This window comes from Caballeronia temeraria, assembly GCF_001544795.2.
In the GTDB taxonomy this organism is placed as follows: domain Bacteria; phylum Pseudomonadota; class Gammaproteobacteria; order Burkholderiales; family Burkholderiaceae; genus Caballeronia; species Caballeronia temeraria.
In genome coordinates, this window is sequence record NZ_FCOI02000020.1 from 1 (window position 1) to 13,870 (window position 13,870).

The 13,870-nt window shown below is 64.0% G+C and carries 7 protein-coding genes; 5 read left to right on the top strand and 2 right to left on the bottom strand.

Annotated elements, in window-relative coordinates:
• Positions 1-1,416, top strand: a 1,416-nt coding sequence (locus AWB76_RS25125) for a thioesterase domain-containing protein (RefSeq protein WP_244173445.1), incomplete at its 5' end; no start/stop codon positions are given.
• A gap of 167 nt (positions 1,417-1,583) precedes the next feature.
• Here the strand turns inward: AWB76_RS25125 and AWB76_RS25130 are convergent.
• Positions 1,584-2,237 carry a GAF domain-containing protein gene (locus AWB76_RS25130; protein WP_061162846.1) on the bottom strand — a complete coding sequence of 218 codons (654 nt, stop codon included), beginning with the start codon at positions 2,235-2,237 and terminating at the stop codon, positions 1,584-1,586.
• A 187-nt stretch (positions 2,238-2,424) separates the two neighbouring features.
• On the opposite strand from AWB76_RS25130, the gene AWB76_RS25135 reads away from it, so the two are divergent.
• The 4 genes from AWB76_RS25135 to AWB76_RS25150 all read left to right on the top strand — a co-directional run bounded on the left by AWB76_RS25135 (position 2,425) and on the right by AWB76_RS25150 (position 12,831).
• On the top strand, positions 2,425-3,309 hold the full coding sequence (locus AWB76_RS25135) for an alpha/beta fold hydrolase (RefSeq protein ID WP_244173446.1): 885 nt from the start codon (positions 2,425-2,427) through the stop codon (positions 3,307-3,309).
• The gene (locus tag AWB76_RS25140; RefSeq protein WP_061162848.1) at positions 3,297-4,988 is read left to right on the top strand and encodes a cyclic peptide export ABC transporter; all 1,692 of its coding nucleotides are present in this window, start codon (positions 3,297-3,299) and stop codon (positions 4,986-4,988) included. Before AWB76_RS25135 ends, AWB76_RS25140 begins: the two co-directional genes overlap by 13 nt.
• 52 nt (positions 4,989-5,040) lie before the next feature.
• Positions 5,041-12,243, top strand: a complete 7,203-nt coding sequence (locus AWB76_RS25145) for a non-ribosomal peptide synthetase (RefSeq protein ID WP_061162849.1) — start codon at positions 5,041-5,043, stop codon at positions 12,241-12,243.
• Positions 12,244-12,408: 165 nt separating this feature from the next.
• The gene (locus tag AWB76_RS25150) at positions 12,409-12,831 is read left to right on the top strand and encodes an amino acid-binding protein (protein WP_061162850.1); all 423 of its coding nucleotides are present in this window, start codon (positions 12,409-12,411) and stop codon (positions 12,829-12,831) included.
• A 45-nt stretch (positions 12,832-12,876) separates the two neighbouring features.
• Here AWB76_RS25150 and AWB76_RS25155 read toward each other — a convergent pair whose 3' ends face one another.
• Positions 12,877-13,869 (bottom strand): ABC transporter substrate-binding protein, encoded by a 993-nt coding sequence (locus AWB76_RS25155; protein ID WP_061162932.1) that lies wholly within the window; start codon positions 13,867-13,869, stop codon positions 12,877-12,879.
• Between the last annotated feature and the right edge of the window lies 1 nt (position 13,870).

A 13,870-nucleotide genomic window follows, 5' to 3' on the forward strand; every position in this document is an offset into this window, starting at 1 on the left:
GGCAATCTCGAGTTCCTCGGACGCAACGATCATCAGGTCAAGATTCGCGGCTTCCGTATCGAGCTTGGCGAGATCGAAGCGCAGATCGCCAGTCATCCGGCTGTGCGTGAAGCCGTGGTCATCGCGCGGGCAAGGCAGCAGGATGCGCAGGATCAGCAACTCGTCGCGTATGTCACGCTTGCAGCGGAAATCGATGCGAGCGTTCTGCACGAACATCTCGATTCGCGTTTGCCGGACTATATGGTGCCCTCGGCGTTTGTCGTGCTCGATGCGCTGCCCCTTACGCCCAACGGCAAGCTCGATCGACGCGCGCTGCCCGATCCACAGTGGCAGGATCTTGCGGCTTATGTCGCGCCGCGTACATCGCTCGAAGCGTCGCTTGCGCAATGCTTCGCCGATGTGCTCGGGCTCGAACGCGTGAGTGTGTTCGATAACTTCTTCGCGCTCGGTGGGCATTCCCTGCTCGCAGTGCAACTGATGGCGCACATCGACGCCAGGCTCGGCGAGAACATCTCCATCCGCGTCCTGTTCAATGCACCCTCTGTGGCCGAACTGGCAGACCATCTGAGCACCGCGCCCTCGAACACGGAATTCGACACGATCATGCCAATCCGCGCTCACGGCGAAGGCGCTCCGTTGTTCTGCATTCACCCCGTCGGCGGACTCGCATGGAGCTATGCGGGCCTTGCCCGGAGCATCGAAGGGAATCGGCCCATCTACGCACTTCAGACGCCCGCGCTTCAGCAACCGGACTACATCCCCGCGAACATCGCGGAGATGGCGAGCGACTACATCGCGCGCATTCGCGGCATTCAGCCTCAGGGACCGTATCGCCTGCTCGGATGGTCTTTCGGCGGACTCGTGGCCTATGAAATGGCAACGAAGCTTCAGACCCTCGGCGAGACCGTCGATCAGCTCGTGCTGCTGGATTCGCGCCTGCCAGATGGCCGGGCCGCGCGCGATGTCGATGAATGCACGCTCATCGAAGCCGCGTTCCCGAACATGCCCGAAGCATTGACCATCGCGCTTCGCGGCATGCGAGACACCGCAGAGCGCGTCGATGCCCTGCGCGAACATCGGCTGATTCCGAGCTATATCAGCGATCGACACGTCATGACGGTCATCGAAGCAACGCAGCGAAACATGCAGTTGCAGGGCACGTTCGCGCCGGCGCGGTTCGGCGGCGACATCCTCTACTTCACCGCGATGCGTTCCGAAGCGCCCGGTCAGCCGCGTCACGTCGACGAATGGCGCGAGCGGATCGAAGGGTCGCTCGTGAATGTCGACATCGATTGCGCGCACGGTGAAATGGGCCAGCCCGCCTCGCTCGCGATCATCGGACAAAGCCTTGCGCCGTTGAACGTGTTCGACGCGTCGACGCGCCGCTATCCCGATCAGGCGCTCGGCGTGAAGTAACGGTATCGACATGAACCGGCGCCCGCGGCGAATCTCGCCGTGGCGCCGTAAATGAACGGAGAAGGAGAAACCTGATGGCCCTACGATCGCTGCCCGTCGACGCGATGCGAGCCGCAAAAAAAGCGGCGGCGCATAACGCGCCGCCGCTCATCGTGCGAAACGAACAATCAGCTTCCCCGCCGATGTTTCCGATCGCTGTGCTTGCGCACGTTGCTGGCGAGCTCGGAGATGATCTCGGTCGCCGCGCCGATGATCTGGCTGAAATCGAAACCCGCGCGCGTCATCTCGCGATAGAAGGATCGCGCGAGCATCTTCGAAAGCTGGCCTGGATTCTGGATCGACTGAGCCACGATGTCGCCGATCGTCTGATCCGACGCGCGCTTGAGCGTCATGCGCGTGAAGGGCGAGGAAACGAGTTTCTGCAGCCGATCCGCCTCGACCGCTCGCGCCACGAACGTGGCAAGAATTCGAAGCAGCTTCAGATCATATTCATCGAACTGCCGTTTGTCGCGCGGACCCGAAACCTGCACCACGCCGATCGGTTTCCCGCTCAGTTCGAGCACCGAAAACATCTTGTCGCGCGCGTCCGAATATTCGACGATGGCCCGCGCGCCGAGATGCACCTCGCCGAACGACACGTAGTGACCCGCGCACACTTCGGCGATGCGCTCGTCGGCTGTCACCGAAACAACACATCGCTTCGCATCGAGCGCATCGGCCACCATCGTCGCGAGTTCTTCGGGCGAGCCGGCCGAATAGTCGGCGACCGAAAAATCACTTTCGATGATCGACTCTTTGAATGCGGGTTCCGAATTTTTCATATGCGTATCCACCAGAAAGTTTCATTGAACTGACGGGACTTCGTGAATGAGCCGAGCGTAGGCGTAAAAAATTAGGATCCTGTGAGCGGCGATAAAGCCCTGCCGGATTCTGTCGATTCGAGACCTAATCCGTTTCTAACTCTCGATCGCCAAGCTGTCTGCGTTTGATTCCTGACAGGTGACCATCATGAAACGACCCTCTTTCGTGCAGCGACGCAGCGTCAGAATCCGCAATGGCCGCTTCGACATCTCCGTCGAAGATACAGGCGAAAGCGGAGCGCCCTGCGTGCTGCTGCACGGCCGCGGCGAGTGCAGCGGCGTGTGGCGCACGCTCACGGAATCGGCCTGCGCAGACCATCGCTTCGTATCGATCGATCTTCGCGGACATGGCGATTCGAGCTGGGACCCGGAGCGCGCATACGACGCGAGAACGCTCGCTGGCGACGTGCTCGAAGTCCTTTTTGCATTGAACATACGAAAGCCTGTTCTGATCGGTCATTCGCTCGGCGGCAGCGTTGCCTTGCATCTTACCGGGATGCTCGAACAGTTCACCTCCGGCCTCGTCCTCGTCGACTTTGGACCGTATTCCGATGGCCCCGGTTCGCAAAGCGTGCTCTCCGAAATACGCGAGACGCCGGCACGCTTCGACTCGATCGACGAGTATGCGCAATGGCTGCAGGAGCGCCGTCCGCTCGCGAGTGGACGCGCGCTGCGCAATCTCGCGGCACACGCATTGCGCCGCACCAGCACGGGCGGCTTCGAGCCGAAGCTCGACCGGGCCGTGGCCGACGATTCGCCGCATGACGCCGCGCGCGACATGCAGCTCTGGGCCATGCTCAAATCCGTGCGCTGCCCGAGCCTCGTCGTGAGAGGCATCGGATCGGCGCTGCTCACGCCGCAGGTCGCCTGGCGCATGGCGCATCAGGCACTGCCCAAGGGACAGCTCGCGACGATTTCCCGCGCCGGTCATTCCGTGATGACCGACAATCCCGACGAATTCAACACGACCATCCAGACCTTTCTCGCCTCCCTGTCGCCGTCAGCGAGCGGAGGCGCCTCATGTTTTCGCTGATTCCTGAGCAGCTCCGGCGCGAGTCGCGGCCGCGCATCGTGCTTGCTGTCGTCGCCGGCTTCATCGGCGCGATTTGCAGCGCGGAAATCGCGCGACTGATCAGTGGTGTCGCGGGCGGCCCCATACCGACGCGCGGACTGGCTATCGGCTTCTTCGCCGTGTGCGCCGCGCAACTGCTGTTCAGGACGACCTCGCAAATTCTCATCATGGATTTCGGGCAGCAGGTGATATGCAGCCTGCGCATCGAGTTGTGCCGGAAGATCCTGCATACGCCCTATAAAAAGCTGGAAGCGCTCGGAAAACCGCGCCTGCTCGCCATCCTCACCACGGACGTCAACACGTTCGCGCAGGCCGCGCAGATGCTCCCGGTCACGTTCGGGCACCTGGTCCTGATCGCCGTATGTCTCGGCTATATGGCGTGGCTCTCCTGGCAGGCCTTCGCGTGCTTCTTCGTCTTTCTGATCACCGCAGCCGTCATCTATCACTGCGTGGAGCGCTGGCCGCTACGAGAGATGCAGGCCGTGCGCGATCAGCTCGATGTCATCTTCCGGCATTTCCGCTCGCTGCTCGAAGGCACGCGCGAATTGCAGCTCAATACATCGCGAGCGCGGTACTTCACGGATCACGTCGTTCATCCGACCGCGCATGCCTTCCGTCGCTCTTTCACGCGCGCGATGCTCCTCTATTCGCTCGTCGCGAACGCGGGCGGCATGTTGTTCTACGTGGCCATCGGTTTGATTCTGCTCGTCGTGCCGCACTGGTTTCCTCAGTCGCCCGGCGTTCTCGTGACCCTCACGCTTCTGCTGCTCTTTCTGATCCAGCCCGTCAGCGAAGTGATGACCAGTCTGCCGATTCTGCGGCAGGCTTCCATCGCGTTGTCGCGCATCCGCATTCTCGATGCCGAGCTGACGCAAGCGCCGGATGACGACGCTCGCGCAACGCAGGACGATCCCTTCGCCGCTGCGGTCGAGGGCGCGCCATTGCTCAGATTCGCCGGCGTGTCGCATCGCTATCCGGGGCTGACCGAGGATCGCCCGTTCACGCTCGGGCCGATCGATCTGTCGATCCGTCAGGGCGAAGTGGTCTATCTGATCGGCGGAAACGGCAGCGGCAAGACCACGCTCGCGATGCTGCTGCTCGGCCTCTACGAACCCGAGCAAGGGCATGTCGAACTGGGCGGAATTAAGGTCGGAAAGCATAACCTCGTGCAGTATCGTCAGCGCTTCTCGGCTGTCTTCGCCGACTTCCATCTGTTCGACGAAATCCTGTGTCAGGACCAGGCGCAGGTCGCGAAGCAGGCGGCGCATTACCTGCACACGCTCGAACTCGATCACAAGGTCAGCCTCCAGGGCAACAGGTTCAGCACCACGAGTCTTTCGTCCGGGCAGCGCAAGCGCATGGCGCTGATCGCCTCGTATCTGGAAGATCGTCCGATCTATCTTTTCGACGAATGGGCCGCCGATCAGGACCCCGTGTTTCGGCGCGTGTTCTATACGGAGCTCATCCCCGATCTGAAGCGCCGGGGCAAAACGGTGATCGTCATTTCTCACGACGATGCCTACTTCGAATGCGCCGACCGGCTCGTGCAGGTCGCGCAAGGACGGCTCGTCGACGTATCCGCCGAGGCGCTGAAGGCGGGCCTGTACGCAAGACGCAAGAACTCGCCGGTGGCCGACTGACGCAAACGACACCGCCAGCCGTTTTGTTGAAAACTTTTCATCGGGTGACACGATGCACAGCTTTCCTCTCACGCCCGCGCAACTGGGCGTCTTCTTTCGGCAACAAGTCGACTTGCAGGATCCCCGATACAACCTCGCGCACCTGACCGAAATCGCCGGGCCGCTGGATATTGGCGTGCTGGAGTCGGCTTTGCGGCAGACGATCTCGGAGGCGGATGCGGTCCAGGTCAGGCTCCGCGGGACGGAAGGATTGCCGCATCAGATACTGGAGTCCGTCGACTTCAGGCTGCCGGTGCTCGATGTCAGTGGCGCGGCCGATCCGCTGCAGGCCGTCGAGGATCACGTTCAGACGCGGCGTTCCACGGCTATCGATCTCGATCAATGGCCTCTGTTTAATATCGCACTCCTAAGGACTGGTCAGGACCGATTATTTCTGTTTCTGTGCTTTCATCATCTCATCTTCGACGGCTACTCGTTTCTTCTCTTCATCGAGCGTCTCGCGGAGATTTATTCGGCTTTGAAAAGCGGCGCGCAGCCGGCCGCTGCGAAGTGGAGCCGATTAGCCGATCTGCTCGCCGATGACGAGGCCTACCGCGCATCCGCTGCTTTTCAGAAGGACCAGCAGTTCTGGAGCGAGTATCTGGCGAACTGCCCGGAACCTCCGATCATCGCCGGGGACGTGCAGAACGCGTCGCCCGCGAGCGCGACGGTCAAGGCGAAGGTCAATCTGTCGCCGGAAAAAACGGAATCGCTGCGACAGACCGCCCAACGCAACGGCACATCGTGGTCGCAGTTCATCACGGCCGCGATGGCCGCGTATCTCGCGCGCGTCACCGGACAGACCGATGAAGTGATTCTCGGCATGCCCGTCACCGCACGAGTCGGCCGCACCGCCAAGAATGTTCCGGCCATGATGTCCAACGTGCTGCCGTTGCGGGTGCCGATGAACCCGTCCTCCAGCATGACCGAACTGGTCAGGCAGGTGTCGGCCCAGAGCCTGCGCGTGCTGCGCCATCAACGTTATCGGATCAAGGACATCCGGCGCGATCTGGAACGCCTCGACATCGGTCAGCGATTGTTCGGGCCGATCGTGAATATCATGCCCGGCTTCAATAGCGCGATCGCTTTCACGGACTGCGAAGTCGTTTCGACGCGAACGTTTTCGGTCACGCCCGATGACCTGACACTGCATGTGCACGACGAAGGCGAAGCGGCCGGACTGAGGCTCGTGTTCGATGCCAGTGCCGCGCTGTATTCCTCCGAGGCCGTGCGGACGCATCTGCGACGATTCATGCATTTCCTCGAACATGCGATTGCGCACCCCGACGCGCCGTTGCATACGCTCCCGCTCCTGCTGCCAGGCGAGCGCGCGCAGCTCGGCACATGGAGCGGCGCGTCCGCACCCTTCGCGCAGGACCAGTGCATCCACCAATTGTTCGAGCGGCAGGTCACGCGCACGCCCGATGCAACCGCGCTCGTCTTCGAGGGCGAATCGCTCAGCTATGCACGGCTCAATGGCCGCGCGAACCGGCTCGCGCACCAGCTGATCGCGCTGGGCGTCGGTCCCGAGGCGCGCGTGGCGCTGTGCATGGAGCGCGGCCCGGAGATGGTGATCGCGTTGCTGGCGATACTCAAGGCAGGCGCCGCCTATGTGCCGTTCGATCCGGCCTATCCGGGTGAACGGCTGGCGCACATGCTGAGGGACGCTGCGCCCGTGTTGCTCATCGCCGATGCCGCCGGGCGCGACGCGCTCGGCCCTGCAGGAGATCTGCCGGTCCTCGACCCCGCCGCCTTCGACGACACCCGGCCCGATCACGATCCGCAGGTCGCGGCGCTCGGCGCCCGTAGCCTCGCTTATGTGATCTACACCTCGGGCTCGACCGGCGCGCCCAAGGGCGTCATGGTCGAACACGGCAATATCGTCAATCTCGCGGTGGCGCAGATCGGACTCTATGGCGTGGGTCCGCAAAGCCGTGTCGTCCAGTTCGTCTCGACCGGCTTCGATGTCAGCGTCGCCGATATTTTCATGACCCTCGGTGCGGGCGCGGCGCTCTGTCTGCCGGTGCGCGACGACTGCCTCGCGGCTTCATCGCTGATCGAGTACATGCGCCGGCACGCGATCACGCATGCCCAGTTGCCGCCAGCGCTCTTGCAGGGACAGAATTCGCTCGCGCTCTTGCCGAGGCTTCAGGTGCTCGTGCTGGGCGGCGAATCTCCGGGCCTCGCGCTGATTCACTCGGTTCAATCCGATGTCAGGATTTTCAACGCCTACGGCCCGACCGAAACCACGGTCTGCGCAACGGCGTGGTGCAGGCCGCAAGCATTCGATGGCTACACCGTGCCGATCGGCCGTCCACTCGCGAACACGCGCATCTACCTGCTCGACGCGCACGGCCAGTTGATGCCTCCGGGCGCCGTCGGCGAACTGCATATCGGCGGCGCCGGGGTCGCGCGCGGCTATCTGAACCGTCTGGAGCTTACCGCCGAACGCTTCCTCCACGATCCCTTCAGCGAAACGCCCGGCGCGCGCATGTACCGCACCGGCGACCTCGCCCGCTGGCTGCCCGACGGAAATATCGAATTTCTCGGCCGCAATGACCATCAGGTCAAGATTCGCGGCTATCGCATCGAGCTGGGCGAGATCGAGGCGCGGCTGACGGCGCATCCAGCCATCCGCGAAGCGGTCGTGCTGGCGCGCGAGACCGGCGGCAGCGGCAAGCAGCTCGTGGCCTACTACACGGCGCAAGCGCCCCTTGAAGCGCCCCAAAGTCAGCAGTTGCGCGCTCATCTGCAGGAGACGCTGCCGGACTACATGGTGCCGGCCGCCTACGTGATGCTGGACGCGCTGCCGCTCACGCCGAACGGCAAGGTGAACCGCCGCGCGTTGCCCGCGCCGCACGACGACGCGTTCACCCGCCGCGATTACGAACCGCCGATAGGCGACGCCGAAACGCGGATCGCCGCGATCTGGTCCGAGGTGCTGGGACGCGAGCGGGTAGGCCGGCACGACAACTTCTTCGAGCTTGGCGGCCATTCGCTTCTGGCGGTGTCGCTCATCGAACGGATGCGTCAGGCAGGCGTGCAGGCCGACGTGCGCGTGCTGTTCAGTCAACCGAGCGTGGCCGCACTCGCGTCCGCGGCGCAAAGCGTTCGTCATGCAGTGGCGGTGCCGCCGAACGGCATCCCCGCCGGCTGCGAGACGATCACGCCGGAGATGCTGCCGCTCGTGAAGCTGAGCGCGGAGCACATCGCGGCCGTGGTGGCCCGGGTCGAAGGCGGCGCCCGCAACGTGCAGGACATCTACCCGCTCGCGCCGCTGCACGAGGGGATGCTGTTCCATCACATCGCGGGCGGCGACGGTGATCCGTATCTCCAGAACATGATGATGGCGATGCCCGAGCGCGTCGAACTCGCGCGCTTCGTGCAGGCGCTGCAGACGGTGATCGCGCGTCACGACATCCTGCGCACGGCGGTGCTCTGGGAAGGTCTGCCCGAGCCGGTGCAGGTGGTATGGCGCGAGGCCCGCCTGATCGTCGAAGAAGTCGAGCTGTCGCCGCAGGATGGCGAGATCGAGGCGCAACTGGCCCGGCGCTTCGACCCGCGATATCAACGGCTCGACGTGCGGCACGCGCCGATGATGCGCCTCTACGTCGCCCGCGATCCGGCCAACGGCCGCTGGCTGTTGCAACTGCTCGGCCATCACATGGTGATGGACTACACGGCGCTCGAGATGATGCTGGAGGAAATCGAAGCGATCCTGCGTGACGACGCGCAACGTCTTCCCGTCCCGCTTCCTTACCGCAACTTCGTCGCGCAGGCGCGTCTCGGCATGAGTCAGGACGAACACGAGGCGTACTTCCGCGACGTCCTCGCCGATGTCGACGAGCCCACGCTGCCGTACGGTCTGAGCGACGTGCAGAGCAACGGCCTGGGCATCGCGGAGTTCAGGACGAGGCTCGCGCCCACGCTGAACCGCCAGTTGCGCGAGGAAGCGCGCAAGCTGGGCGTGAGCGTCGCGAGCCTTTTCCACCTCGCGTGGGCGCAGGTGCTCGCGCGCGTGTCGGGGCGTGAAGACGTCGTGTTCGGCACGGTGCTGCTGGGCCGCATGCAGGGCGGCGCGGGCGCGGACCGCGTGCTCGGCATGTTCATCAATACGCTGCCGATCCGCATCCGTCTGCACGACGTGAGCGTCGGCGATGCGGTGCGCGAGACGCATACGGCCCTGTCGACGCTGCTGCACCACGAGCACGCCTCGCTGGCGCTGGCGCAGCGCTGCAGCGGCGTCGCCGCGCCGTTGCCGCTGTTCAGCGCCCTGCTGAACTACCGGCACGGCCGCGCATCCGGAAGAACGGACGACGCGCGCGCCACTGCGAGCGGCGTGTCGGTCCTGCATGGCGATGAGCGCACGAACTATCCGCTGCTGCTCTCGGTGAACGACTTCGGCGACGACTTCGAACTCGTCGTGCAGGCCGATACGCGCGTCGATGCATCGCGTGTGGCCGGCTACATGGACTGCACGCTGGACGCGCTGGCCGTCGCGCTGACGCAAAGCCCCGCGCTGCCCGTGCGCGCGCTGGAGATGCTGCCGCTCGCCGAGCGCGAACGCTTGCTCGTCAAGCGCAACGAAATCACGACGGACACACCGCAAACCACGGTGATGGCGCGCTTCGAGGCGCAGGTCGAGCAGTCGCCGGACGCCGTGGCGGTGGTGTTCGAAGCCGAGCGTCTGACGTACGCGGAACTGAACGCCCGCGCGAATCAACTGGCGCATCATCTGATCGATGCGGGCGTGAAGCCCGACGACCGCGTGGCGATCTGCGTGCAACGCGGCATCGAGATGATGGTCGGCGTGCTGGGGATTCTGAAAGCGGGCGCCGGATATGTGCCGCTGGACCCCGGCTATCCCGTCGAACGGCTCGCCTACATGCTGCACGATTGCGCGCCGGTGGCCGTGCTCGCGCAGGCGAGCGTGCGCGACGTGCTGGGCGAACCGCCGGCGCCGATCATCGAACTGAGCGCACGGGAATTCGAGGCACAACCCACGCATAACCCCGTCGTCGCGGATCTGACGCCCCGGCATCTGGCCTATGTGATCTACACCTCCGGCTCGACGGGCCAACCGAAGGGCGTGATGATCGAGCATCGCAATATCGTGCGGCTCTTCACCGCCACGGACCCCTGGTTCGAGTTCGGGCCGAAGGACGTCTGGACGCTGTTCCACTCGTTCGCATTCGACTTCTCGGTGTGGGAAATCTGGGGAGCGCTGCTGTACGGCGGCCGGCTGGTCATCGTGCCGAAGGAAGTGAGCCGCTCGCCGCAGGAGTTCTATCGCCTGCTGTGCGAGGAAGGCGTGACGATCCTGAATCAGACGCCCAGTGCGTTCCGGCAACTAATCGCCGTCCAGGGCGAAAGCACTCTGCCTCATCGGCTGCGACAGGTCGTCTTTGGCGGCGAGGCGCTCGAACCAGTGATCCTGCAACCGTGGTATGCGCGCGAGCAGAACGCGTCGACGCAACTCGTGAACATGTACGGCATTACGGAAACGACGGTGCACGTGACCTACCGCGCGCTGACGCCCGAGGACGCGCAGCGCGCCGGCCGCAGTCCGATCGGCGGGCGCATTCCGGACTTGCGTCTGTACGTGCTGGACGGCCAGGGACAGCCGGTGCCGGAGGGCGTGACCGGCGAGATTCATGTGGGTGGCGCGGGCGTGGCGCGCGGCTATCTGAACCGTGCAGATCTCACCGCGCAGCGTTTCGTGCACGATCCGTTCAGCAGTGACGCAGACGCGCGGATGTACAAATCGGGCGATCTGGGCCGCTGGCTCGCCGATGGCACGCTCGAATATCTCGGCCGTAACGACGACCAGGTGAAGGTCCGCGGTTTTCGCATCGAGCTGGGCGAGATCGAAGCGAAGCTGCTGGCATGCGATGGCGTGCGCGAAGCCGTGGTGATCGTCCGGCAGGACAGTTCGGGCGACAAGCAGCTGGTCGGTTATGTGGTCGGCCATGATGACGCGGTACTGCCGGCGGCGGATTTGCGCGAACAACTCTCGACGATGCTCGCCGACTACATGGTGCCCGGCGCCTTCGTGAACATGAAGGCGTTGCCGCTGACGCAGAACGGCAAGCTGGACCGGCGCGCGCTGCCGGCGCCGGATCGGTCCTCGGTCGTGACGAGGCATTACGAGGCGCCGCAGGGCGAAGCGGAAATCGAGATCGCGCGTATCTGGCAGGAGCTTCTGGGTGTGCCGCGTATCGGCCGTCACGACGATTTCTTCGCGCTCGGCGGCCACTCGCTGAAGGTCATCACGTCGTTGTCGCGCATCGCCGGCGTGTTCGACAAGAAAATCGCGCAGCTCGATTTCTATCGACAGCCGACTGTCGCGGGCGTCGCCGGGTTGCTCGCCCGCGATGCGCACGCGGCCGACGCGGCGAACACGCTCGTGCCGATGCTCGCGCGCGGTTCCGCCCCGACCCGGCTGACGGTCGTGTGCGCGCCTTACGCGGGCGCGTCGGCCACGGTGTTCCGGCCTTTCGCCGATGCTCTGTGCGCGCGCGATCCGACGCTCGCGGTGCGCGCGATCGCGCTGCCCGGCAACGAGCTCGGCAGCGATCCGCGCGATTACGTATCGGTGGTCCGGATGGCGCAAGCCTGCGCCGACGAGCTCGTCGCGACGATCATCGGCGACATCGCGGTGTATGGCCATTGCGTAGGGAGCTTTCTCGCCTTCGAGCTGGCGCGCCAGATCGAAGCGCGGGGGCGCAAGGTCGCGCTGCTCGCCGTCGCGGCGGCGTTTCCGCTTCCGCGCCTTCTGCGCTGGCTGCCGATGCCCGCGCCGTGGAGCCTCACCAGCGACAGCAAGCTGCAGGCGCTGATCCGAAGCTGGGGCGGCCCGGCCGGCGAGATGGAACCGGAGGTCGTCGCCTTCATGATGGGCAACTTCCGCAGGAACGCCCAGCTCACGTTCGAGTATGAGAAACGCCGGACCGATGAAACGATCGCCGCGCCGATACTCTGCATCGTCAGCCGCGACGACCCGCTCACGCGCGGCTACGAGCGGCGTTATCGCGCTTGGTCCGCGCTTTCGGATCGTACGGATCTGGCAGTCTTGTCCGAGGGGCAGCATTACTTCATCGGCACGCGGCCCGGACTCGTCGTGGACGTCGTTTGCCAATATCTGCAGGATCACCGCGAGCCGTCGTCGCCTGTTGTCGAACGGGTTCGGTCTGTGGTCACGCGTGCGGAACGGTGATCTTCAAGGGGGTTCGCGGAATCGACGATTAGTTGCATTCCACGAATGCGATACCGTTCCCCCTTGCAGAACGGACGTTCGCACGCCGCAAATTTGCCGTTCTTGTTCGCGCGCCTTTGATGAACTAGATTTTTATTTTGTACTGCGACTGGCGGAGGAAGTGCCATGGAACTGAGCGTCGAACGTGTCGATGTCTGGGCCGCCACCATCGAGGACAAACCCGGTGGACTTGCTCAGGTTTTAAATGCCTTGCGGCTCGCTGGCGCGGACCTCCAGTTCGTCGTCGCGCGGCGCACGCCCGAGGCATCGGGAAAGGGAGTCGTGTTCGTTGCGCCGCTGCAAGGCGAAAGTGAAATCCGTGCCGCGACACAGGCGGGCTTCAGCGTCAGCCCGAGCCTTCACTCCGTGCGCGTCATGGGTATGGATCAACTCGGGATCATCGGGCAACTCGCTCAAATCCTGGGCGACGGCGGCGTCAATCTTCGCGGCGTTTCCGCCGCGGTACTCGGTACGCAGTTCATCGCTTATATCGCTGTTGATTCGCTTCAAGATGCCGAAACGGCAATGGATATTTTGCAGAGGGCATGAATCGTCCGGCCAGCCCCGCCGCGCTCGCCACGCCCCACGCCACGCTCAAATCTTGAAACTCTCCAGCGTCGCAGGATGAAAGAGTTCCTCGGGCTGCAACAGCCGGCTGGACAAGCCTTCCTTGTGATGCCGTTCGAGAAAGCGCGACAACACGTGCCGGTTCGGCTCGAAGCCATAAGACCAGAAATCGTGTCCCATGAGACGCCGCGCATTGCGCAACTGTTCTTCGACGAACGGCAGCGTCACCTTGGTCGCCGAGGTGTCATTGAGCCTGGCGAGCGCCAGCGCCTTGCTCTTCTCGAAGGCCTTCGCCACCGCGCCGGGCAGCCACGGATGCTGCTCGGCAAGCGTGCGCCGCACGCCCAGCAGATGCATGATCGGGAAGAGTTTAGTGCGCGTGTACCAGTCGGCGGCGGCCTTTTGCGGATCGTCGAACAGGTACTTGACGTTCGGATTACCGTTCGTGAAGCACGACGGCGCGCGCGGGCCGATGACCGCATCGATCTCGCCGGATGCCAGCAAGCCCGAGATCGTCTGGCTTTCCGGCGCGTTCTCGAGCCGAACGTCGCCGGGCAGCTTCAGACTGATCTTTTCCGGCCGGCCCGCTTCCTCGTAGCCGCCGCGAACCCACGTGACGTCGGACGGCTTAAGGCCGTGGTCTTCCTCGAGGAACAGTCGCGCCCATACGTTGGCCGTCAACTGATATTCCGGCACGCCGATGCGCTTGCCCTTCAGATCGGCAGGCGACTCGATGCCGCGATCGTTGCGGACATAGATTGACGTGTGCCGGAAGGCGCGCGACGGAAAGATCGGCACGCCGATATACGGGCTCGTGCCCGCCGCCGTCTTGACGCTAAAGCTCGACAGCGACAGTTCGCAGATATCGTAGTCGGCGTGGCGAAACGCGCGAAAGAAGATCTCTTCCGGATCCTGCAGCATGAAGGTCGGATCGACACCGTCGATCTGCACTTCGCCGTCGACCAGCGGCCGCATGCGATCGTAATTCCCCACCGCGACCGACAGATTGAGCTTGCCCATA

Bases quoted from the DNA above. Each gene is read 5' to 3' on its own strand.
- AWB76_RS25135 (WP_244173446.1), top strand. From the start codon at position 2,425: ATGAAACGACCCTCTTTCGTGCAGCGACGCAGCGTCAGAATCCGCAAT.
- AWB76_RS25130 (WP_061162846.1), bottom strand. From the start codon at position 2,237: ATGAAAAATTCGGAACCCGCATTCAAAGAGTCGATCATCGAAAGTGAT.
- AWB76_RS25140 (WP_061162848.1), top strand. From the start codon at position 3,297: ATGTTTTCGCTGATTCCTGAGCAGCTCCGGCGCGAGTCGCGGCCGCGC.
- AWB76_RS25145 (WP_061162849.1), top strand. From the start codon at position 5,041: ATGCACAGCTTTCCTCTCACGCCCGCGCAACTGGGCGTCTTCTTTCGG.
- AWB76_RS25150 (WP_061162850.1), top strand. From the start codon at position 12,409: ATGGAACTGAGCGTCGAACGTGTCGATGTCTGGGCCGCCACCATCGAG.
- AWB76_RS25155 (WP_061162932.1), bottom strand. From the start codon at position 13,869: ATGGGCAAGCTCAATCTGTCGGTCGCGGTGGGGAATTACGATCGCATG.